Raw genomic sequence first — 22,382 nt, 5'->3', positions numbered from 1 at the left:
CGACCCCCGCCATGGCTGCCGAAAATCTGTACGGTGGCGGCGCGACCTTCCCGGCGCAGCCTTATGTGGGCAATGCCTACCTGACGCCGAACCCCGATGCGCGTCTGTCCACCAATGCCGGCAACACCGCCGGCGGCAGCAGCACCGTTGCCGGGATCAGCGCAGGCTCGATCTTCGCCACGTTCAGCGCGGGCGCCAACAGCAACAAGGTGTCGTACTGCCAGACCGGCAGCGGCACGGGCAAGAACACGCTTGCAGGTACCGTCGCTGCCAACCAAGCGTGTAACGATTTCAGCGTCGCCCCCGCTGGCCTGAGCGCAGCCACCGCCACGCCGGATTTCATCGGCACAGATGCACCGTACAGCACCGCCGACTACCAGGCATTTCTGAGCGGCAGCAATGCCGCAGCACGCGTCGGCGTGGTGCAGATCCCGACCATCGCCGGTGCCATCGCGTTGTCGCAGAGCACCGCCACCACCGCGCTGGCGTTGACTTCCGCACAGGTCTGCCAGATATATTCCGGCCAGGTCAGTGACTGGTCGCTGGTCTCCGGCAGCGGCGCAACCGGCCCGATCAAGATCGTCTACCGTACCGATGGCAGCGGCACCAGCTTCGCCTTCACCAGCTATCTGGCGCGTACCTGCAATGGCACGGCCAATGTGCCGTCGGGCTTTGTCTTCACCCCCAACCAGACCTTCAACTCGGCACTACCGGGCGGTGTGAGCACGGTGTACGGCTCGCGCGGTATCGGCGCCAGTGGCAACAACGGTGTGGTCACCGCGGTGCGCGCAACGGCCAACACCAATGCGCTGGGGTATGCCGACATTGGCGAAGTGCTGCTGCAGTCTGCCAAGTACGCCAAGGTCAACGGATTCGATCCGGCGCTGTTTGGCCAGAACGGAACCCCGGTGTCGCTGGCAGCGGCAGCCCTGCTGAGTGGTCGCGTGCTGGACGGTGCCACCGTCAACGCAGCGCCGGGTACCGGAACGCAGGCCGTCAAGAATTGCGTCCGCCTGGTCAATCCGGCCGCATCGATCACCAATGCGTATCCGATCGCGGCCATCACCTACGTTGCCGGCTATACCAGCGGCAATGGCAGCGCCGCGCACGTGCAGGCAGTGAAGGATCTGTTCGGTATCTTCTACAACACCACCACGCGTCCGGCATTACCAGCCGGCTTTGCCTACCTCGATGGCGTCGCTGCGTTCCGTACCTCGGTACAGAACACCGTGGCGACCTGCGTGCAGTAACGACTGCCGCAGATGTAATACGCAGCGATTGGCGGCGGGCAGCAATGCCCGCCGTTTTGGCTTTGCGCGCGTTGATGCTTAGAAGACTTTGAACAAGTTCTAAGGGGCACGATCCTCAGTAAGGCCTTGCTGCTGTACTCGCCATTCATTGCGACACGGTCGCTTGCTTGGCATCAGGTAGCAGCCGCTTTGCCGCACCATCTCGTAGCGCGCGCGTGTTTGGGGTGCTTGGGCTGACTCCGTCCGCGATGTTGATGCCACGCCGCCTCAAGTGCTGCCGGCGGATCGTTCAATTTGGCCAGTTGTGCCTCAAGTGCATTGGACTCCTGAAGCGCACGAAATGATCTCCGCATATGCCCGGTCTTCAGTGGCGCGCATGTGTTGGTTCAAAGTGTCTCGCTCGGCATGCGCCGCATCCAGAAATTCCTGGAGTTGAGTCCATAGCATTTCATTGGCGCCTTCAGCACCAGTGGCACGCTTCGACAGCACCATGCGTCAAGCCGCACTTACCGCATAGGCTTCCAGCATCTTCAATGGCACGTGCAAGGTCTTATCTGCGGAAAACGCCTCCAGCAGGTAGTCCACCGTGACCCGCACACGCGGAGCGATCAGGGCGCGGTGGGGATACTGGATGACCATCTCGTAGCTGCCAGGGTGGTACTGGCGGTGCAGCACGATCTTCAATCTGCCCGAGACCAGTTCCTCCCATGCCAGATGCACCCCAACCTGTGCAATGCCGATGCCGTCGCATGCGGCCGCGACCAGGCTTGCCGGTGCCGACAACGTCAGCAGCGCGGTGTCGGACGGATCGAGGGTGACGATACCGCCGTCTGTCGAGCGGAAACTCCATGTTGCCACCGCACCGCCCAGAAAGCGCCGCGCGATCAGCCTGTGCTGGCGCAACTCGCTGGAATTGCGCGGTACGCCGTGGCGCGCCAGGTAATCGGGCGAAGCGACGAGGATGGTGTTCAGGCGACAGACCGGGCGCGATACCAGCGCGGAATCGCGGATATTTCCCCCGCGTAGGGCGAGGTCGTAACCGCCGCGCACGAAATCGACGACGCGGTCGTCGAAGTCCACCTCCACCGACAAGCCGGGATGCCGCGACAGCAGGCCCGGTAGCACGGGCATCAGATGTTCCTGTCCGAACGAGACGCTGGTGGTGATGTGGACACGCCCACTGAGCTGCTCGCGCTGTATGGCAACGGCATCGACGGCCGCGTCCAATGCTTCCAGCGCCAGCCGTGCCCGCCGCAGGAACGCAACGCCCTCGTCGGTGAGCTTGAGCGTGCGCGTCGTGCGGTTCATCAGGCGCACGCCCAGCACCTTTTCCAGAGTGGCGACGTTCTTGCTGACCGCAGCGGAGGTCACGCCAAGCGTGCGCCCAGCCGCCGCAAAGCTGCCGCCGTCCGCTGCGTGCACGAAGGAAAGAATGGCGCGGACGCGGTGTGGCGAATCCATGCTGTGCTCAGATGGGCGGCGGCATGCCGGAAAGATGATTATCAACTGCAGGTTGATAGACGATCAACCAATTGACGACTTCTGGTTTAGAGATACGCCGCGCATGATGCCGGCATGTCATCGATAAGCACTCCCCCGCCGAGCATCTGCGTCGTCTACGACAGCGGCTACGGCCATACACGCAAGCAGGCCGAGGCCGTCGCCGAAGGCATTCGCCGCGTGTCTGGAACCGAAGCGCGGTTGATCGCGATCTCCGACGGACCGATTCCCTGGCCGGCCCTCGCAGCCAGCGATGCCATCGTTTTCGGTGCACCCACCTACAACGGCGCGCCCAGCGCTCGCTTCAAACAGTTCTGCGAGGACTCCACCGCGGTCGCGTGGAACGCGATGAAGTGGCGCGACAAGATCGCCGCCGGCTTCACCAATTCCGGTGCGCAAAACGGCGACAAGCTGCATTCGCTGATCCAGATGGCGCTGTTCGCCGCGCAGCACGGCATGGTGTGGGTGGGGTTGGACCTGAAACCCGGCAATGACAGCAGCCGAGGCAGCGTGCACGACCTCAACAGACTCGGAAGCTGGCTGGGCGCCATGGCGCAATCCAACGGCGACCAAGGCCCGGACGACACCCCCATCGCAAGCGATCTGGAAACGGCCGCCTACCTTGGACAGCGCGTGGCCGAGACGGTGCGCCGGCTTGCTTCCGTCGGACCTGCATCCGCCCGCGTTGAACCCGCCTGACGTACTTCCATCGATTTCCCACAAGGATCCACAATGAAATTCCTCTGCCTCGACACGCCTCAGCCCGGCGCCAGCCTTGAGAAGTACCAGCCGCACATGCTGGACGAAGCCCGCCATTGCTGGCAGGACTACAAAAGCGGCTTCGTCCGCGACATTTATTTCCGCCAGGATCGCCCTGGCGTTGCGATCATTGCCGAAGCCGACTCGGTCGAAACGGCGCAAAAAGCACTGAGCGCGTTTCCGCTGGCCAAGGCCGGACTGATCGGATGGGAGGTAATCCCGCTCGGCCCGTTCACGAACTGGCAAATGCTCTTCGCATCCGGCAACGCCTGAGTCCTGATGAAGACCGATGGTCCAGCCGTCCCGCTTTCAGAACCGGGCCGTGCAGATCGTCGCCCGCCTGCAACTGCCCGGCAATTCCAGCGAGGACAGCAATTTTCCGGTGCTGGTCGGCATTCGCCCTGCCGGCGGTGTCGATCTTCAACACCTTGCCGGAGCCGCTGACGTCGCCGCCACTGCTGGTTGCCGGCAGCAGAGCGTTATCAAGGGAGGACTACAGCGGCCAGGCCGATGCGCTCACCAAGGAGCCAGGTCGCTGTTGGTGATCGCAGGCACCACCCACATCGCACTGTCCGAGCTGCCGCACGACATCGACCCGCCGGTTGCGACGCTCGCGCATTTTTCGACAAGCACCTCGCACAGATGCAGTCGCTTGACCATAGACCAGAGCTCGCTCGAACACAGGAATTCCAAGACCATGCCCAAGCACGCCTCAGACCTCCTGCCGGTCCTCTTCGTCGTCACCAGCTGCGCGGTGAAGGGCGACACAGGTATTCCCACCGGCTACAACCTTGCCGAAGTCACCCATCCGCTGGAAAAACTGCACAAGGCCGGCATCAAGGTGGAATTCGCCTCGATCCAGGGCGGCGACGCGCCGCTGGACGGGATGGAAGACCTGCACGATTCAGTCATCGCGCACTACTGGGCCGATGCGGAATTCCGCCATGCGATCGCCAACACGGTGCGCCTGGACGAGGTGAATCCCGCGCGCTACTCGGCGATCTTCTTCGCCGGCGGCCACGGCACGATGTGGGACTTCCCCGACAGCGCCGCTGCGCAGAACGCGATCCGCGAGATCGATGCGGCGGGCGGAATCGTCTCGGCGGTGTGCCACGGCCCGGCGGCCCTGGTGAACGCGACACGCGCCGACGGCAGCCTGCTGATCGCCGGCAAGCAGATCGCCGCCTTCACAGACGACGAGGAAGAGGAAGTGCAATCGACGCACGTCGTGCCCTTTCTGCTGGCGTCCACGCTCAACGCACGCGGTGCGCATCATCAGAACGCGTCCAATTGGGCCGACAACGTGATCGTCGACGGCCGGCTCATCACTGGCCAGAACCCGCAGTCTGCGGCGAGCCTGGGCGTGGCACTGCGGGACGCGCTGCTGGCCTGATCGCATGCGGATATGGCGGCAGGCGTTCACGCTCGGCGCGGACTGCTCGCGTTGCTGCCGATGACCATGGCTGCCTGCGTCCGATCCCCCTTTCAACGGGAGCATCATGAAACTGATCTGCGTCGAAGAACACGTGCTCGATCCGGCGATCGGACAGGCCGCGCAGGCGCGCGTACGCGCCGAGGCGCCCTACCTCGCCGATTGGGGCCACCGCGTGATCGATGGCCGGCAGGTGACCGATCGCAGTCGCCCGCATGTGATCGCGCCTGCCGAGTCCGCGCGCAAGGCGATGGAGATGGGCGCGTCGCGACTGGCGAACATGGACGCAGCCGGCATCGACATGCAGGTGCTGTCCTTCGGCGGATTCCCGCAACTGTTACCGGCGGCCGACGCCATCGCGCTCAATTGTGCAGCCAACGACAGGCTGGCGGAGGCAGTGCAGGCCCACCCCACCCGCTATGCCGGTTTAGCCACCCTGCCCTGGCAGGCGCCAGCCGCCGCTGCGCGCGAGCTGGAGCGTGCAGTGAAGGAACTGGGCCTCAAGGGCGCGCTGATCAACGGCCGCCCTGGCGATACATTTCTGGACGATACGCGCTACGCGCCGATCCTCGCTGCGTTGGACACGCTGAAGGTGCCGCTGTACGTCCACCCCGGCCTGCCGCTGCCCGCTGTGCAGGCGCCCTACTACGGCGGCTTGGATCCCGAGCTGAGCGCACGCTTGTCCATGTTCGCCTGGGGCTGGCACAACGAAGCCGGCATCCAGGTCGTGCGCATGCTGCTGGCCGGGGTATTCGACCGCCATCGCAACCTGCAGGTCATCAGTGGCCACTGGGGCGAGATGGTGCCGTTCTTCCTGCAGCGGCTGGAGGATTCCATTCCGCAGGAAGCCTCGGGTCTGGAACGTTCTATCGTGCAGACCTATCGCGAACACGTGTACGTCTCCCCCAGCGGCATGCTCACCCTGCCGCATTTCCAGTTCGTGTACGCGCTGATGGGCGCGCAACGCATCCTGTATTCCATCGACTATCCCTACCAGAGCCTGGATGGCGCGCGCGCCTTTATCGACCACCTGCCCGTCAGCGATGCGGAAAAGGCGCTCATCGCCCACGGCAACGCGGCGCGATTGCTGGGGCTGTGAGTCGGTCATGTCGAACACGACGCTAACGCCTCGTCGGCGTACGCTGCGCCAGGCAAACCCGCGTCAACGGCCTACGCTTGGTGATGACCGCAGGCATGGGCCAGACACCGGAATGATGCGGACGTCGGCAGGCGACATGGTCCGGTGCGCGTCTGGCATTACGCACTGGCCAGACGTGCGCCGCCCCGGCAACGCCCGCATCGCCGGCACGGGAATACAGGACGGCCCGAACGACGATCAGTACCACCGTCGACGGGGCGCATCATGAACGTTTCAATCTGTAAGCACCCGTCGAACCAAGGTGGACTCACGTGAACTGCTGGAGAATTCTATTGACCATGGCAACGATGCTGGTCGCCCCGATCGCCGCCGCGCAGCCGGTGGTGCGCATCTTCGAGTTGCAGACCGATCCTGCGCGGGCGCAAGTGTTCGATGCTGCGGGCCGGGACAACATGCAGGCCTCGCTCCGCGACGAGCCCGGTGTGCTGGCGATGCATGCGGTCGCCAGCCTGAGCACACCCGGCCTGGCCTACGTGCTCGAACTATATGCCGACGAGGCAGCCTATCGGCGCCACATCGAGACTACCCATTATCGGCGCTTCCTCGAATCGACGCGGTCGCTGGTCACAGACAAGCGCCTAGTCGAGATCGATCCAATGTTCCTTGCGGAGCAGCCGGCTGCGCTATCGATCCTGCAGCGCGGCAAGGCGCCGGAAGCGCGCATCGTCGAGGTGACGGTGAAGCGCGAAGACCTCGCCCAATTCCATCGCATCGTCACGAAGGAGATGCGCAAATCCATGCAGGTCGAGCCCGGCGTGCTGGCGATGTATGCCGCGACCCGCAAGGGGCGGCCGGATCAATGGATCTTCTTCGAGATCTACGCCGACGCCGAAGCCTATGCCTCGCATCGCCAGACACCGCACTTCAAGGACTACCTGCGCCTGACCGGCGACATGCTGGTGGAAAAGAGCCATGTCGAGGTCGAAAACATCGCGCTGCAAAGCCGCGGTGGATTACGGTTTGATCCGCCGGCGAGTGACTAGGTGTTTGGTCCCAGACATTGAGGGTGCACTCTTTACCCACGACTGGAAGCAAGCACGATACTGCACGGGAACGCCACCACGACAGAGGCAATCCGTCGAGCGATACAACATCGTCAAGAAAGCCTGAGAGCGCTCTACAAGCGTTAAGGAATCAACCAAAAAAACCGTGGCGGAATGGAAGAAGCAGACCGCGGTTGCGGAGTTACCTACCGGTCCGAGGCGGCCACGCCCCATCGTTTTATCTAGTGAGTATGAGGCGGCGATCGCTGCCTTTCGCACACACACCCAACTGTCGCTGGCCGACTGTCTCTACGCATTGCATCCGACCGGTGACAACATGACTGGCTTGTGCCAGATCGCCGAGTGCGATGTGATTGGCTGCTTCGATCACGACTCACGGATCTGCAGCGCCCAATGCTGCGAGCAGTCCGCGTTAGGTCAGGAACGCCAGCAGCGGATCGCGAAAGGCAACAGGAAGTCGCTGATCTCCACGCCTGTGTTCTCCCCGACCACCGCTAACCGCACGCGAGCGGTTGAAGCGAGCGCGATAGGCGGGGATCAACGCCTCCTCGGTGGATGTGGCACTCGATGTCGCTACTGCAAGTGGCGTCGTCTTCGATGGCGGCGCTGCACATCCGGCCAGCAAGACGCATGCAGCCAACGCGGCGTGCCGAAGCAATCCAGGGCAGATGCCAGGTGCCATGGTGCTGCCGTAGGTGGGTGGTATGCGTGCATTCTTTGCCCACTCGCTCGCAGCAACAATGCCGCTGTTGCGTCACTTCCTGCCATGCGTCGATGTTGATCTGCCGTGCTGGTTGATGTCGCCTGAACCAGCCTGCTGTACAGAACGCATGGCGGAGGCGCGCCGTGTGCCGTGTGCACGCATCCCCCGAACGAGTCATCGGACCCTGCCCCGACGCGGTGTTCTGGATTCGGCCCGAGGCGTCCAGCATGGACCACATCGCTGGCGTCCCTCGACGCCATGACCCAGCGATTCCCCCTCCAGAGAGATCGCGTCCATGACGATGTCTGATGTGTCGGGCCAGCGCCACGCGCTCGCCGGCAGTGCACTCCCCTCGCCGTGCGGCCAGGCACGTTGGCTGGCGGTGGCACGTAGACGCCATGCACTGCCGACCTGCGCGGACCGTGCGCCACACCAGGCAGTCGCACGATGAAGCCCTATTTGCTCTCGCTTGGCGCCGGTCTGCTGGTCGGTGTGATCTACAGCTTGCTCAACGTGCGCTCGCCAGCGCCGCCGGTCATTGCATTGGTCGGCTTGCTTGGCATCCTGGTCGGTGAGCAACTGCCGCCACTTGTACGCCAGCTGACAACGCGTAGCCAGACCGAGGCCTCGTGGATCGGGCATCAGGTCAAGCCACATATGTTCGGGCATCTGCCAGAAGGCAAACGCGCACCGTCGGCTACGCCATCACCGCCACCTGCGCGAACCGACAAAGGCGATGCGTGAGCGCGCTCGTCCACGCGATCTGCTGGTGCATCTCACATGCGTAAGTCCGAGTACGTCGCCGGCGAGAATCCTGCAAAGACGGCGCATCGATCAATCGGTTGTTCTCTGTGGCGATGCGCGTAGCTGCAAAACAGGTCGCGCTAGTGATCAAGCAACTTTGCAACAAACACAGCGCGATCCGGGCGGCGTCTAGTCCAACCGGCGCGCAAGAACGCTTCAAGTGCATCCAACTCTTACCGCAAAGGCATCGACAGCCCATGGCCGGAGATGCCGCCGCCGCCCTCTTTCCCGAAGGAACTTCCATGCGTCCGCTACTTTCCCTGAGCCTGTCTGCCGCGCTGATGCTGAGCGCGGTCCTCCCGGTCCTTGCCGATGCTACGGCACCGGTGTCGGTCGGCCCGCAGTACGACACCACACACGTCTACGTGGCACCTGCCGATGTGGATGCGTTTGCGCGCAGTTTCGCCGCGACCTTCGGCGGACAAAGCACGCGCCAGGTGATCGCCACGGTCACGCCAACGCCTAGCAGTACCAGTTCGCAACTGGTGCAGACGCCGGCAGGCACCGTGTCGTTGTTCGGATTTCGTACACCGGTGCCCCACCCGTTCGGCAGCGAACGCACCGGCTATCTGGTGACCGACATGCAGCAGGCAATCAGCGCCGCACGCGCTGCCGGAGCGGAGGTGTTGGTTGCGCCGTTCAAGGATCCTATCGGCATGGATGCCGTGATCGCCTGGCCGGGCGGCGTCAGCATGCAGCTGTACTGGCACGACACCGCACCGCATTACGCACCACTGGCGACGATTCCGGAGAACCGCGTCTACGTCTCGCCCGACCGCGCCGACGCGTTCGTTAAAGCCTGGCTGAAGTTCTCGCATGGCAAGGTGCTGCACGATGACCGCCGTGCGGACGCAACGCTGATCGGCCGGCCTGGCGTCACTTACCGCAGTATCGTCATCAGCTCCGGCTTCGGTTCGCTGCAGGTGTTGGTGACTGACGGCCACCTGCCCTATCCGTACGGGCACGAGCTTACCGGATACGCAGTGGACGACCTTGCGGCAACACTCGCGCGCGCCACCGCGTCCGGCGCAAAAGTGTTGGTGCCTGCGGTGGCCGCGTCGGGTCGACAGTCGGCGATGGTGGAATTCCCCGGTGGCTATGTCGCCGAGCTGCACGCCGAACTCCACTCCTGATCGCACATGTCGTTACGCCTCACACTGCCCTTGATGTTGGTCCTGTGCCCATGCGCCGATGCATGGGCGCAGTCTTCGGTCGATGCAACCGCCGCCACACCGGTACGCCCTGCCATCAAGTCGAACCGTTGGCAGGAAGACTGGTCGCCGCTTGCTGACCCCGCGCTGCGCACGCACCCGTTCGATCGCCTGAAATATGTGCCGCTTGGCGACGCGGGCTACGCATCGTTCGGCATCAACCTGCGCGAACGCTTCGAAAGCAATCACACGCCTGCGCTGGGTATCGGCCGCGAGAGCGACAGCTATCTGTTGCACCGCCTGCAGGCGCATCTGGACGTGCGGGTTGGCGAGCACTTGCAGCTCTTTACCCAACTGGAAGACGTACGCGCAGTGGATAAACGCCGCATCGGCCCGGCCGATGCCAATCGTGCCGACCTGCGCATGGCGTTCGTCGCATACACCGCGCCACTGGCCGATGGCGATATAAAACTGCGCGTGGGCCGGCAGGAGTTTGCCTTCGACCTGCAGCGATTCGTCTCGCTGCGTGATGGCCCGAACGTGCGCCAATCTTTCGACGCGGTGTGGGTCAACTACGAGATCGGCCCATGGCGCTGGATTGCGTTTGTCAGCCAGCCGGTGCAGTACGCCGATGTGCGCAGCTTCGATGACTTCTCCAATCGACATCTGCGCCTTGATACCGTGCGCGTCGAACGCCACGTCCTGGGCAGCGACGAACTGTCGCTGTACTACGCACGCTATCGGCAGGATGACGCTAGCTTTCTGGATGCGGCCGGCAATGAGCGACGCGACATTGTCGATGCCCGTTTTGCAGGTGTGCACACTGCATTGGACTGGGATCTTGAGGCGATGGGGCAACGCGGAAAGGTTGGCAACAGCCGCGCGCGAGCCTGGGCGCTCGGCCTCAAGGCCGGCTACACCTGGCAGGACAGCGCGTTGACGCCGCGCCTGGGTTTGCAGGTCGATACCGCCTCCGGCGACCGACATCCGGACGATGGACAGCTTGAAACCTTCAACCCGCTGTTCCCGAACGGCGCATACATCAACCTGGCCGGCTACACCGGCTACAGCAACTTGCTGCAGATCAAACCGATGCTCACCCTGCGGCCCACCACGCAGCTGAGCGTTACCGCCTCGCTCGGCCTGTTATGGCGGCAAAGCACCGCCGACGCCGTGTATGTGCAGCCGGACATTCCGCTGGCCGGCACTGCCGGCACCGGCAGTCACTGGACCGGCCGCTATCTGCAGCTGCGCGGTGACTGGAAGCTCAACACACATCTGCAAACCGCGATCGAAGCAGTCCATTACCAGGCCGGCGACACCGTGCGTACCGCCGGCGGTCACGACAGCAATTACCTTGGCTGTGAGATGAAGTTCATGTGGTAGCTGGTGCTGGATCGCCCGCGACTCCGCTTAGCTCGCTGATTGCTGATTGCTGATTGCTGAGCATTCATTGCGAACGTAGACGCCAATGCGACCGAAGCACCGTTGCGTTGATCGACGCATCAGTACATGAGCGCAAAGCGCTCCTGACCAGTTAATGCCTGCATGCTGACAGCACCGCGCCTTGTGCGGCAGACGTTGCAGCGCGCCGGCCGCATGTGTGGTCGATGGATTATCGCGGCTAGCAGAATGCTGCGAGCACTCATCAGTACACGGAAAGCACACGCATAAGCACTGATGAACGAATCTACGTTTGCTCACGCGGAGCGGATGCTCCACCTTCGCACCAATGCCGGCTTCCACCTGAGCGGCCACTGTGAGAACGTACCTGACGTGACTAGGCAACGCTGGTTGGCCCGCGCTGCTGGGCGGCGCGGTGTAGGGGATCGATCTGCTGGTTGCGCAGACGTTTGGTGGTGCGGCGCGACTGAGCGATGGCCGCCGCCTCGAGGGGCGACGGCCATTGAAATCCGTATCGAGGTCAACATGTCCCAAGAACCGGAGACCGCAACATGCAAGCCAATCGATTGATGCTGATCGCTGCCGTGACCATGGGATGCTGATGACCAAGGCGTTGGCCTAGCCCTCCCCCGCCCTACTCAGCGTTACCCAATCGCAACCAGCGGGCAGACATGGCGACCGCACACATGGCGGCAGCCACGAGCATCAGCGCGGCGGTCAGTCCCCAGCCGTGGGCGGCGAAGCCGATCAAGGCGGGGCCGGCCAGGACGCCAGCGTAGCAGAGTGTCGTCATTGCGGTGATCGCCATGCCCTCGGGCATGGCGCGCTGTTGTCCGGCCATCGAAAACAACGCCGGTGCGATGTTGGCGCATCCCAACCCGATGCGTGCTGCTGCGCACGGTGTGAAGCATGAGACGTCATCAGTCATCCAACTGCGAAGACACCGGCTGCCAGGCGATAGACGGCATGAAGAGTCACTAAGAGCAGCTAACAAAACGCAGCGATCAGTCGTCAGATGGATGCGGACGGCACGCTCAGAACCGGGATGTACACGTGGCACATGCCGCTCCGAGCACTGGTCGCCACCGCCTGGCGGTAAACGCAGTCTTTTTTAGCCGATCTAGGAAAGCAGAGCGAACAATCGTCAGTTCGGTTTAGACGGCGCACTCAAAACAGGAGTGCATGCGTGGCATGTGCCGCACCAAGCACCGAACACAGGCCACGTCCGCCTGGCGCTGAACGCAGCCGTTTTGTTGGCTGCGCTAAACCCTCAGGACAGATCGTGCAGATCCTTGCCGAGCACCGGGCCGAGCTTCCAGTCGGAGAAGTGCACCTTCAAGCCTTCGCGCTCTGGCGTGCAGGTCATCGGACCAACCAGATAGGTGCTGGCCACCGGGAATGGGCACAGCCGCACCAGCGGCCAATACGTGCCGTCCTTGGAGACTTGCAGACGCAGCACGCCCTTGTCGACGGTGGCGCGGATCCAGAAGTCGGACGGGTCAGCTTCGTACGGCCCTGTGGCCCAATCCGATTTACCATCGGTCAGCACGCTGCTGAGCATCGCGCGACCGTCGCTGAGCTCGATGCCCGCCTTGACCCACTGCCGCTCGTTGACGCGGATCATGAGCCCGGCCTGGTCGTAGAGCTGCTCGAACTTTGCGCGGACGCGCAGCTGGCAGGTAAACGCTGCCGGCGCCGCGATGCCAAGAAAATGCCCGCTATCGCGGGTGAACCCGTAATGGGTTTCGCGCCAAAAGTCAGTGCCCTTGTCGGTGACGACCTCCAGCACATCGCCGCTCAGGATGCGGTGCGATTTGGGTTCGTTCAGCCATTTGCCGTGCTGCCAATGGCTGGATGGCGCTGCACCTGCACCGGTTGCGATGACCACGCCGCCAGCGGCCAAACCGCCCAGCGTCGCCCTGCGGCCCACATCGACCTGGTGTTTTTCCGAACCCGTCATACCTAGTCCTCGTGACGAAAAAGCAATGCTCTCCGGTGCCTTTCTGCGGGCAGCGTAAAGCCAGTGGCGTCAATTTGTACATCCGTACCAATTGGCACGTCAACTCTGGATTACCATCGACCTGGTCGATACGTGCATGAAGACAGATGAGCGGCAGGACCTGGCGGCAAGATCCACATCGAAAAGAACATATCGAGCAGGCCACCTTGCAGGTGGTCGTCGAGCATGGCGTGGCGGGGACAACCTTCCGCAAGGTTGCAGAACACGCACAGGTGCCGTTGAGCGCGACCACGTACTACTTCGGCTCCATGCATGAGCTGCTGATCGCTGCATTCACCCGCTTCTCGCAGGAGGTCTCGAAGAACTTCGCCGCCGAGATCCGCGCTGCGAAGAACCGTGACCAAGCCTGCGATGCTGTGGTGAACATCATCTTTGCCGACAGCACCGCCTCGCCGCGGATCTTGCTGCTGAGCTACGAGCTGTACGCGTTTGCCCGGCGCCACCCGGAGATGACCGCGATCATGGAGCAATGGATGGCACGCAGCCGCGCGGCGCTGGAACTGCATTTTTCCAAACCCGCTGCCAGTGCGATCGATGCCCTGATCGAAGGCATGACGATCCATCGTTCCGTGGTGCGTATGACCAAGAAGAGCGTGCGCAATGCGGTGGGGCAGCTGGCCCTGCTGTGAGGCATGCTGGGCGCTGCACAATTGAGCGGTACAAGCATCGCAACCTCCACTGGATGGCGACGGATTGATCGCTGCACACTGAGTTTATGAGGCGACGTTTTGCGGATGTCGCTGCCGCTCGCTCACCAGCGCATGCGTGAGTCAAAGGTCTCCAACTTCCGCTGAAATTCAAAACGTGACGATCAAACCACAGGCTGCCCTTGACCTATCTCTCGCTGTTCGCACTGTCGTTGATTGCCGCTACCCTGCTTCCCGCGCAGTCGGAGGCGGCATTGGTTGCGTTGTTGCTGGATGGCGGTTCGGTGGTGGGGCTTGTGGCGGCTGCGAGCGTCGGCAACGTGCTGGGCTCGCTGATCAATTGGTGGATCGGGCGCGAGGTGCTGCGCTTCCAGGGGCGGCGCTGGTTTCCTGTAACCCCAAACGCCTTGGCGCGTGCGCAGGCCTGGTATGGCAGATACGGCAAATGGTCGCTGCTGCTGAGTTGGATGCCGATCATTGGCGACCCACTGACGCTGGCGGCCGGGGTCATGCGCGAACCGTTGCGCGTCTTCCTGCCATTGGTGACGATCGCCAAGGTCACGCGCTACGGCGTACTTGCATGGGCAACGCTGGCACTTGCCCGGTAATGCCGGGACGTGGAGCCTGCACGACCTGCAGCGCGCATGACACAGCGCGCCAGTGGCGCAGGTGGCCGCGCACGGGTTCTTAACGTGGCACGCCTATGCTGTCGGCGCGCTGCAACCCATCTGCCGCGCATCCAGGGACATTGCACAATGGACATTGCAAAGGAGATCGTATGAAGAAGCTGCACAGCATGCTGCTCGCCGGATGCCTGCTCGGCCTGAGCACCCAGGCTTGGGCCGAAGTGGCCAACCTGACCAATAGCGCCGATGGCGCCAACCGCGAAGCCGGCATTGCCGCGGTGAAGAAGAAACTTCAGGACGCCTGCACGTCGCGACAGGGCAAGGTGGACATGGCCTCGTTCGAGGTGGTGTTCGAAAAAACCAGCACCAATCCCAACGTCCCCAAACCCTATTACGTAGACGGCAAGATCAAGTGCGATCTGCCGTGATGGCCGCGCTGGCGTAGCGCACTGCCCTACGCCGCCGCCATGCACGAATGCAAAGCCCCGCGGATGCGGGGTTTTGCATGTCAGACAGTCGTGCGGTGCAACCCGCTGTCTTCGATGGAGGGTAAGACCGCTCTGCAGGCGCCATCGGCGGCGCGCCGCACCCGACGCACGGCATAGAGTTGCGTGCGCAAGGCGGGTACGCTGCGGGTCTACCAATTACAGGATGTTGTCATGGGTCTGATCCAGGCAGTGGCAGGTGCGGTCAGCGGCGTGTTGGCCGATCAGTGGAAGGATTTCTACACCGTGCCGGCGGATCTACCGGCGACGGCAGCGCTGTTCGCTGCGGTTTCGCACGGCAGCAACGCCGGGCGTGGCGCCAACACCAGCGCGTCGTCCAACATCATCAGCAATGGCTCGAAGATCGTGGTTCCCGAAGGCTATGGATTGCTGCTGTTGCAGGATGGCGCCATCACCGGGTTTGTGGCCGAACCGGGCGGTTACGAATGGCGCTCGGACGATGTCAATGCGCAATCGCTGTTTGCGGGCGACGGGCTGGTGGCGCCGTTGATCCGGCAGAGTTGGGAGCGCTTCAAGTTCGGGGGTCAGCCCGGATCTCAGCAGGCAGCGTTTTTTGTCTCGCTGAAGGAATTGCCGGATAACCGCTTCGGCACACAGTCCGAAATCTATTGGGACGACGGCTTTCTGGGCACGCAGGTGGGCGCGATCACGCGCGGCGCGTACACCTTGAAGATCGTCGACCCCATCCTGTTCGTGAAGAATTTTGTGCCGGCGCGCTATCTGCAACCGGGCGCGATCTTCGACTTCACCGATCTGGATAACGCCGCGGCCAGTCAGCTGTTCAACGAAGTGGTCGGCTCGCTCGCGCCCGCTTTCAGCCTGTATACGAACGACCCGGCCAAGGGCAATCGCATCACCAAACTGCAGCAGGATTCGCTGGGGTTTGCGCGCAGCCTGTCCGATGCAGTGGAGCAGGCGTATCAGTGGAAATCCGATCGTGGTCTGGCAATCGTCAAGACCACCATCGTGTCGATCGAGTACGACGCCAACACGCGCGAATTGCTCAAGACCGTGCAGCGCGCCGATGCGCTGGCCGGGGCGCGCGGTAACTCCAACTTGCAGGCCAGCGTTGCGCAGGGTCTGCAATCGGCAGGCGAACACGGCGGAGCGGCAGGTCTGGTGGGCGTGGGCATGGCCACGGGCTTGGCAGGCGGTGTGGGTGCGTTGCAGCAGCCTGTCGCAGCAGCAACGCCTGCGGCGGACGATCCGGTGGCCAAGTTGAAAAAGGCCAAGGACATGCTGGATCTGGGCCTGATCACGCAGGCCGATTACGACGCCGCAAAGGCCAGGGCGTTGGGTCTGTAAGCGCGCTCGCCGTCATGTCCGACCCCCGCTTTCCGCCGCCGCTGCCGCCACTGCAGCCGCCTCCGCTGCCGCCATTGCATGCGGCACCGCCTACCGGTCCAGGCTCACCCCAGGACGTGCCGCCGTTGCCGGGTAGCCTGTCGCTCGACCCGGCCACTCTGCCCGGCCAGATCCGCGAGGAAGTACTGGCTCCCGATCCGCTGGCGATCGACACCGCCGCTGCCGAGCTCAAGGATGGCCTCAGCCGCTGCCCGGCCTGCGGCTCCAGCGATATCCGCCCCAAGCTCGGCACCGACCTGCTGGTCTGTCAGTACTGCCGCACCGAGTGGCCAGGGGTACGGGTCGAAGAGGCATTCGGCTTCGGGCAAGGCCTCGACGCGTTGCGCGGCACGGTCGTCGCCTCCGGTGCGCAAGACATCGCTGCGGAGGCGGCCAGCCTGATGAGCTTCAAATGCGCCGGTTGCGGGGCCGAGGTCACCATCAACACCCAAAGCGCCATGACGGCGCGCTGCCATTGGTGCCGGCATGTGTTCGGCGTCAACGAACAGGTGGCCAACGGGGCGGTTCCCGACGCGGTGCTGCCCTTCCATATCGACAAGCAGGATGCGGTAGCGCGCATCCGTCAGTTCGTGGGCAAGCGCCGGTTGTTTGCATTGAAGGCGTTCAAGCAGCAGTTCACGCCCGAGAACGTGGTGGGTGTGTATCTGCCTTACATGATCGTCGACGGCAATGTAAGCGCCAGCGTGTCGGGAATGGGCGAGATCAAGCTACGGCAGTACACGCGCGGCACCGAAAAGAACAAACAGACCTACTACGACGCCGACGTGTACCAGGTGCGTCGGCAGATCGAATTCACGGTGGATGATCTGCCGCTGGAGTCGTCCGCGGCGCGCGGCAATCTGGATAGCCGGGTCAACACCAACAACATCATCAACGCGATCCTGCCGTTCGATACCAAGAACGCCGTGCGCTGGAATGCGTCGTATCTGGCCGGTTTCAGCTCGGAAAAGCGCGACCGCGACATCGCGCAGCTACGCCCCCGGCTGGAAGACCAGCTGCTGTCGATCGCACGTGCGCAGGTCGAGCCGTCGGTCAGGCGTTATGGTCGCGGGGTGCGCTGGGAATCGGAGCGGTTGGACGTGCACGGCACGCGCTGGGTGTCGATGTATCTGCCGGTGTGGTTGTATTCGTACCATCAGCCCGGTCGCGACGGCGGCATGCTGCACTACATCGCAGTCAATGGCCGCACCGGCGAAACCATGGGCAGCGTGCCGGTCCAGCAATGGAAACTGCTGCTGGCTGCGCTGACTGCCGGCACCGCGATCGAAGCGGCGGTTCTGTTTTTTCTGGCAGGTGTTTGATGAGCGATGATGGCGTTCTTTTTCTGCTGTTGGCGGGCCCGGCCGGTGGCTCGGCGCTGTACTGGATGCTGTATCGGTACTACCGCAACACCGATCAATCGCATGCGTTCGAGCGCGAAACCAAGGTCGATGCACAGCCGGTGACCGGTACCGACGTCAAGGTCGATACCATCATCGGCACGCTCCAAACGCAGATCGATGGCGACAATGTGTCTGCCTACCGTACACGGGTGCGACGCGAGGGCGATTGATCGATGCCGCCGCGCTGGCTGTGGTTGCTGGGCGTGCAGGCAGTGCGACTGACGCGATGCGGGTGTGTTGGTGTGGTTGTGGTGCGGCGCGGGCATGAGGTGCTTGCGATCCGTGATGTAGCGGCTCCCCTGACAACGGTGAGGCGCGTCAAGCGGTATCAGCCAGCCGTTGCAGCAGCCGCGTGCAGCTGTGCGCGCGCCACGTCCAGCGTTGCCATGATCTGCACCACTTCGTCGAGCGGATGCAGCGGCGACTCGCGGCGACCTTCCCCGATATAGCGTGCGGCGGCGTTTGCCTGCCATGACAGCCCTTCATAGCCCTTGATGCCGGTCGGGTCGGTCCATTCGACCGACGTGCTGGCGTCATCGTTACTGCCAATCCGCAGCGTGGTGGGATTGTGGAAATCGCCGACCAGGTCGATGCGGCCTTCGGTGCCGGTGACGTAGGCCATCGAACTGCTGCGCGCGACGATGGAGCTGATCAAGGTGGACTGCGCATGCGCGCGATGCGACAGCACGATGGTGGAAAAGGCATCGACGCCGGTGTCAGTGAGCTCACCGACGGCGGTGATTGCGGTGGGCGCAGAGAGGATCATCGAGGAAAACTGCACGGCGTAGACGCCCAGATCCAGCAGCGCACCACCGCCAAGTTCGGGACTGCGTTGCCGATGTGCAGGGTCGCTGGGTCCACGCTGGCTCAGGTCGGCAAACACCTGGCGCACATCGCCCAGCGCACCATCAGCAAGCAGTTTGCGGATCACCGAGGTCTGCGGCAGATAGCGGCTCCACATCGCTTCCATCAAAAACAGGCCGCGTGCACGCGCTTCCTGCACGAGCAGGTGCGCATCGTCGGCGCAGGTGGTGATGGGCTTTTCGATCAGCACGTGTTTACCGGCGCGTAGCGCCAGCAGCCCATGCTCCAGATGCTCGCTATGCGGCGTGGCGATGTAGACGATGTCGACGTTCGGGTCATCGACCAACGCCTGATAGCTGTCGTACGCACGTTCGATCGCCCAGGTCTTCGCAAACGCGTTCGCACGCTCGCTGCTACGCGAGGCAACTGCCACCGGGCGTTGATGGGTATTGCTGCGCAACGCACGCACGAATGCGGATGCGATTCCGCCGGGACCGAGCACGCCCCAGCGCAGGGAGGGCTCGCCTTGGCCAGGCACGAACAGATCGGGCTCGGGGATGTAGAGCATCGGCATCGGCTCGCTGCGTTGTCGTGGAGCGAACGATGCTAGCAAACCACGCGTTTTGATCGGCGCGGCATGGCGCCTCAGGCGCAGGGCTGTAAGAGCGCAAAGCAGACGCGGCCAGTACGCGGACTGCAGGTGCTTGCCTCCCGTGCCTGGCCGACTGAGTCCCCTCTCCGCTTAACGTGCGGCGCGCCGCCAACCGGCATTCAGCGCCTCCTGGGCCGAGCAAAAATAGCGCTCGCCCTTCTCGGTCGAGATGCTGGTACGCGCATAATCGCGTTGACCAGGCATGTGGAAGATCTTGCTGCCCTTGCCCGAAATATTGCCCTTGATGGCGCACTTGCCCGGCACAGCTGCCGGTGCAGTTGCTGCTGCACGCAATGTAACGTGATGGCGTTTGTTGCGCCGGTACTCGGCAGGCTGCTGGAAGGTTCCCTGCCAGAGATTGCGTTTTTGCTGCTGCGCGATGCGCTCATCGGCAACGAACGCAGTTGCGTACTGGCGATACGCTACCGCCCAGCCGTTGCGCACCATCCAGCCGTTGACCGATTGCCCTTGAACAAAACAATCGGCAACGACGCGTCCGTAACGGTCGGTATCCTTTTGCTGACATCGCACGGTCTTGTCGATCAGATAACCATCCAGCGCCGCTGCAGAGCGCCGGCCACAGGGCCACGCACGGCCGTCCGGATCATTGCACTGCTGCGCGCTTTCCGGCGCGTCGATTCCCCATAACCGGATGCGCTTGTGCGCCACGGTGATGGTATCGCCATCGGTGACGGCGGCCCGACCGACAAGCTCTGCTGCGCCGGCAGGCAAAACGAGCGCGACACCCACAACACCCAACAACCATCTGAACAACATCGACAACAACGTCCCTTGGCAATCGGTAGAAGTCGTCCCTGCGTTCTTCCCGTGTGTGCATTCTTAAAGCGGCTAACAAAACGTAGCGAGCAGTCGTCAGGCGGGTGTGGACGGCGCGCTCAGAACCAGCGTGTACGCGTGGTACATGCCGCACCGAGCACCGGTCACGCCCGCCTGGCGGCTGCCCAGTCATTTGGTTGGCTGCTATTGGCCGGATGGCCTTGCCCGGCGCTGTCCTGACGCCCGACGTCCGCGCGGCAGTGCCGACGCAGGGCCGGCAATGTATGCGAATGCGAAGGGGATGGCTATCTTTTGCAAGTTGCGCACGACGACCTTTGAAGTAGACGACGCACTGGGATGCACACAACCCGTCGCGACGCGACGCTGTCACAGTGCGCAGTCTTCCGCATGCATTGCGTTGCTGCGCACCCGCCCTGCGCTACTTGGGCGCACTGCCAAGCATCTGGCTGACTAGCCGTCTCATGTGATCAGAACGGAAAAAGAAAGCCCGCCCGGCGCATCATGCAACCGGGCGGGCTCTCGCGTTGCTGCTTACTGTGGCGCGGCTGGAGTCGCCGCTGCGGGCGCGGCTGCAGCGGCCTCTGGCGTCACGCGCCAGATGATGTTGGCCAGGTCGTCGGCCACGATCAACGCACCGCGCGGGTCCACGGTGACTCCCACCGGGCGGCCACGCGTCTTGCCGTCATCGCCATGGAAGCCGGACACGAAGTCGATCGGCTGACCTGCCGGGCGCCCATCGCGGAACGGCACGAACACCACCTTGTAGCCCACTGGCGGGTCGCGGTTCCAGCTGCCGTGTTCGCCGACAAACACGCCGTCGGCAAACTTCGCGCCCAGCACCGGAGACGAGAACGCCACACCCAGGGCGGCAACATGCGACCCCAGCGCGTAGTCGGGTGCGATGGCAGAGGCCACTTTCTGCGGGTCCTGCGGCATCACACGTGCGTCCACATTTTTGCCCCAATAACTGTAGGGCCAGCCATAGAAGCCGCCTTCGCGTACCGAAGTCAGATAGTCGGGCACCAGGTTCGGGCCGATTTCATCGCGCTCGTTGACGACTGCCCATAGCGCGCCGGTACCGGGCTGGATCGCCAGTGCGGTGGGATTGCGCAGACCGGTGGCATATGGCTTATGCGCGCCGGTTGCCGCGTCCACTTGCCAGACCTGCGCGCGATCGACTTCTGCAGCCATGCCGCGTTCGGTGATGTTGCTGTTGGAGCCGATCGCCACATACAGATAACGGCCGTCTGCGCTGGCAGTGAGCGCCTTGGTCCAATGGTGATTGATGACCGACGGTAGATCGGTCAGTTTGCTCGGCGCGCCACTGGCCTTGGTCTGGCCGTCGCGATAGTCGAAACGTACCAGCGCATCCTGGTTGGCGACGTAGAGCGCATTGCCGATCAGCGCAAGCCCGTAAGGCGCGTTGAGCTTGTCGGCAAAGACCGTCTTCAATTCATAGGTGCCATCGCCGTCGGCATCGCGCAACAACGTCAGCCGATTGCCGCTCTTGGCCTTGGACGTGCCCTTGGCCTTGATCGGGCCGGCGATGATGTCCTTGGGCTTGAGATTTGGAGCAGAACCGCCGCGTCCTTCGGCCACCAAGATGTCGCCATTCGGCAACACCAGCGTCTGGCGTGGAATGCCGAGGTCGGTGGCAATAGCGGTAATGCGATAGCCCGCCGGGACGGTCGGCTTGCGGTCGCCCCATGCACTTGGTTCGGCGATCGTCATGTCGGGCAGCACCCCGCGATCCGGGGACGGCAGCTCTGGCGTGGCGCCATGCTGATCGAGCTCGGGTGCCTTGCCGCAGGCGGCCAGCGCAGCAGCAAGAACAGAAATGGCAAGTACACGCGGATAGCGGCTCATCGTGCACCTCCCACGCGCAGACCCGACAGCCCCGACCAGGTAGCGACCACTGCGAATAGGGTGGCGATTGCCGACAGCGTCAATGCCGCCGGCATGATGGCCCACGCATCGCGCGCGTGATGCAGCGCGTCGAAAAATCCCACGATCCAGGTTGCCACCAATGCGATCACATAGATGATGTTGCGGCTGCCGCGCACCAGCGCGACGATGGCGGCCACGAGCGCGATGGTGGTCACCACCATTGCCCCGACCAACAGCCAGGATGCGAAGTTGCTCCATTGAATCTGGTAGCTGCTCCAGTAGGCGTAGTCGCTCAATAGCGCGCCAAGGAACAAGGGCCATACACCGCCGAGCACGGCTGCATGGAACGGGTGGATGGCCCAGCGACGGGGCGAAACGGCGGCTGCATTCATGGCGAACTCATTGGGGCGATGGCGAAACGTGCACCGATGCTGCCAGCTGGCGTGTGATGAGAAAGGCGATATTCAGCGCATCGCACCTCTACATGCCACGAACGCACTGTTGCACGCGCCAGGCTGTTGCGCTCGGC

General features: G+C 63.3%; 21 protein-coding genes, 2 other RNA genes and 2 pseudogenes. 16 read left to right on the top strand and 9 right to left on the bottom strand.

Going from position 1 to position 22,382, the window contains the following annotated elements:
* The first annotated feature begins 11 nt into the window (after positions 1–11).
* Complete coding sequence (locus VC212_RS17205) at positions 12–1,250, top strand: substrate-binding domain-containing protein (protein ID WP_161556494.1); 1,239 nt, start codon at positions 12–14, stop codon at positions 1,248–1,250.
* 495 nt (positions 1,251–1,745) lie between these two features.
* Here VC212_RS17205 and VC212_RS17200 read toward each other — a convergent pair whose 3' ends face one another.
* Complete coding sequence (locus VC212_RS17200; RefSeq protein WP_323526460.1) at positions 1,746–2,711, bottom strand: LysR family transcriptional regulator; 966 nt, start codon at positions 2,709–2,711, stop codon at positions 1,746–1,748.
* 114 nt (positions 2,712–2,825) lie between these two features.
* On the opposite strand from VC212_RS17200, the gene VC212_RS17195 reads away from it, so the two are divergent.
* From VC212_RS17195 to VC212_RS17155, 9 genes and pseudogenes are all read left to right on the top strand, one after another.
* Positions 2,826–3,449, top strand: a complete 624-nt coding sequence (locus VC212_RS17195) for a flavodoxin family protein (protein ID WP_323526459.1) — start codon at positions 2,826–2,828, stop codon at positions 3,447–3,449.
* A 33-nt stretch (positions 3,450–3,482) separates the two neighbouring features.
* Complete coding sequence (locus VC212_RS17190) at positions 3,483–3,782, top strand: superoxide dismutase (RefSeq protein ID WP_323526458.1); 300 nt, start codon at positions 3,483–3,485, stop codon at positions 3,780–3,782.
* A gap of 16 nt (positions 3,783–3,798) precedes the next feature.
* A complete protein-coding gene (locus tag VC212_RS17185) occupies positions 3,799–4,902 on the top strand; it encodes a type 1 glutamine amidotransferase domain-containing protein (protein WP_323526457.1) in 1,104 nt (367 codons plus the stop codon).
* 106 nt (positions 4,903–5,008) lie between these two features.
* Positions 5,009–6,040 carry an amidohydrolase family protein gene (locus VC212_RS17180; RefSeq protein WP_323526456.1) on the top strand — a complete coding sequence of 344 codons (1,032 nt, stop codon included), beginning with the start codon at positions 5,009–5,011 and terminating at the stop codon, positions 6,038–6,040.
* A gap of 338 nt (positions 6,041–6,378) precedes the next feature.
* Entirely contained in the window at positions 6,379–7,083 is a 705-nt protein-coding gene (locus VC212_RS17175) for an antibiotic biosynthesis monooxygenase (RefSeq protein ID WP_115553819.1), read from the top strand.
* A gap of 57 nt (positions 7,084–7,140) precedes the next feature.
* A pseudogene (locus VC212_RS17170) lies at positions 7,141–7,411 on the top strand (IS481 family transposase); the annotation flags it as partial.
* 843 nt (positions 7,412–8,254) lie between these two features.
* Complete coding sequence (locus VC212_RS17165; RefSeq protein WP_323526455.1) at positions 8,255–8,551, top strand: XapX domain-containing protein; 297 nt, start codon at positions 8,255–8,257, stop codon at positions 8,549–8,551.
* A gap of 302 nt (positions 8,552–8,853) precedes the next feature.
* The gene (locus VC212_RS17160; RefSeq protein WP_323526454.1) at positions 8,854–9,744 is read left to right on the top strand and encodes a glyoxalase; all 891 of its coding nucleotides are present in this window, start codon (positions 8,854–8,856) and stop codon (positions 9,742–9,744) included.
* Positions 9,745–9,750: 6 nt separating this feature from the next.
* Entirely contained in the window at positions 9,751–11,148 is a 1,398-nt protein-coding gene (locus tag VC212_RS17155; protein ID WP_323526452.1) for an alginate export family protein, read from the top strand.
* A gap of 652 nt (positions 11,149–11,800) precedes the next feature.
* Here the strand turns inward: VC212_RS17155 and VC212_RS17150 are convergent.
* The 3 genes and pseudogenes from VC212_RS17150 to VC212_RS17140 all read right to left on the bottom strand — a co-directional run.
* Positions 11,801–12,049, bottom strand: a pseudogene (locus VC212_RS17150) (MFS transporter); the annotation flags it as partial.
* Between the two features lie 102 nt (positions 12,050–12,151).
* A non-coding RNA gene (locus VC212_RS17145) (sX9 sRNA) lies at positions 12,152–12,228 on the bottom strand.
* 208 nt (positions 12,229–12,436) lie between these two features.
* Positions 12,437–13,126 (bottom strand): DUF1349 domain-containing protein, encoded by a 690-nt coding sequence (locus VC212_RS17140; RefSeq protein ID WP_323526450.1) that lies wholly within the window; start codon positions 13,124–13,126, stop codon positions 12,437–12,439.
* Between the two features lie 146 nt (positions 13,127–13,272).
* Here VC212_RS17140 and VC212_RS17135 point away from each other — a divergent pair, with 146 nt between their 5' ends.
* From VC212_RS17135 to VC212_RS17110, 6 genes are all read left to right on the top strand, one after another.
* Complete coding sequence (locus tag VC212_RS17135; RefSeq protein WP_115553814.1) at positions 13,273–13,815, top strand: TetR family transcriptional regulator; 543 nt, start codon at positions 13,273–13,275, stop codon at positions 13,813–13,815.
* A gap of 200 nt (positions 13,816–14,015) precedes the next feature.
* Positions 14,016–14,441, top strand: coding sequence for a YqaA family protein (locus VC212_RS17130; RefSeq protein WP_115527785.1), 426 nt, complete (start codon positions 14,016–14,018; stop codon positions 14,439–14,441).
* Between the two features lie 170 nt (positions 14,442–14,611).
* On the top strand, positions 14,612–14,887 hold the full coding sequence (locus VC212_RS17125) for a hypothetical protein (RefSeq protein WP_115553813.1): 276 nt from the start codon (positions 14,612–14,614) through the stop codon (positions 14,885–14,887).
* Between the two features lie 231 nt (positions 14,888–15,118).
* Positions 15,119–16,270 (top strand): SPFH domain-containing protein, encoded by a 1,152-nt coding sequence (locus VC212_RS17120; protein ID WP_115553812.1) that lies wholly within the window; start codon positions 15,119–15,121, stop codon positions 16,268–16,270.
* Positions 16,271–16,284: 14 nt separating this feature from the next.
* Positions 16,285–17,631: a TFIIB-type zinc ribbon-containing protein gene (locus VC212_RS17115; RefSeq protein ID WP_323526449.1), complete on the top strand. Its 1,347-nt coding sequence runs from the start codon at positions 16,285–16,287 to the stop codon at positions 17,629–17,631.
* Positions 17,631–17,882 (top strand): hypothetical protein, encoded by a 252-nt coding sequence (locus tag VC212_RS17110; protein WP_115553810.1) that lies wholly within the window; start codon positions 17,631–17,633, stop codon positions 17,880–17,882. Before VC212_RS17115 ends, VC212_RS17110 begins: the two co-directional genes overlap by 1 nt.
* 158 nt (positions 17,883–18,040) lie before the next feature.
* Here VC212_RS17110 and VC212_RS17105 read toward each other — a convergent pair whose 3' ends face one another.
* From VC212_RS17105 to VC212_RS17085, 5 genes are all read right to left on the bottom strand, one after another.
* Positions 18,041–19,090 carry a Gfo/Idh/MocA family oxidoreductase gene (locus tag VC212_RS17105; protein WP_115553809.1) on the bottom strand — a complete coding sequence of 350 codons (1,050 nt, stop codon included), beginning with the start codon at positions 19,088–19,090 and terminating at the stop codon, positions 18,041–18,043.
* A gap of 168 nt (positions 19,091–19,258) precedes the next feature.
* Positions 19,259–19,945: a thermonuclease family protein gene (locus VC212_RS17100; protein ID WP_115553808.1), complete on the bottom strand. Its 687-nt coding sequence runs from the start codon at positions 19,943–19,945 to the stop codon at positions 19,259–19,261.
* 70 nt (positions 19,946–20,015) lie between these two features.
* A non-coding RNA gene (locus VC212_RS17095) (sX9 sRNA) lies at positions 20,016–20,092 on the bottom strand.
* Between the two features lie 405 nt (positions 20,093–20,497).
* The gene (locus tag VC212_RS17090; RefSeq protein ID WP_115527779.1) at positions 20,498–21,832 is read right to left on the bottom strand and encodes a sorbosone dehydrogenase family protein; all 1,335 of its coding nucleotides are present in this window, start codon (positions 21,830–21,832) and stop codon (positions 20,498–20,500) included.
* Entirely contained in the window at positions 21,829–22,245 is a 417-nt protein-coding gene (locus VC212_RS17085; protein WP_115527778.1) for a hypothetical protein, read from the bottom strand. Before VC212_RS17085 ends, VC212_RS17090 begins: the two co-directional genes overlap by 4 nt.
* Between the last annotated feature and the right edge of the window lie 137 nt (positions 22,246–22,382).

Origin of the sequence: Xanthomonas sp. WHRI 8932A (assembly GCF_035012785.1) — a bacterium.
Lineage (GTDB): Bacteria > Pseudomonadota > Gammaproteobacteria > Xanthomonadales > Xanthomonadaceae > Xanthomonas.
This window is presented reverse-complemented; position numbering and strand designations above follow the sequence as displayed.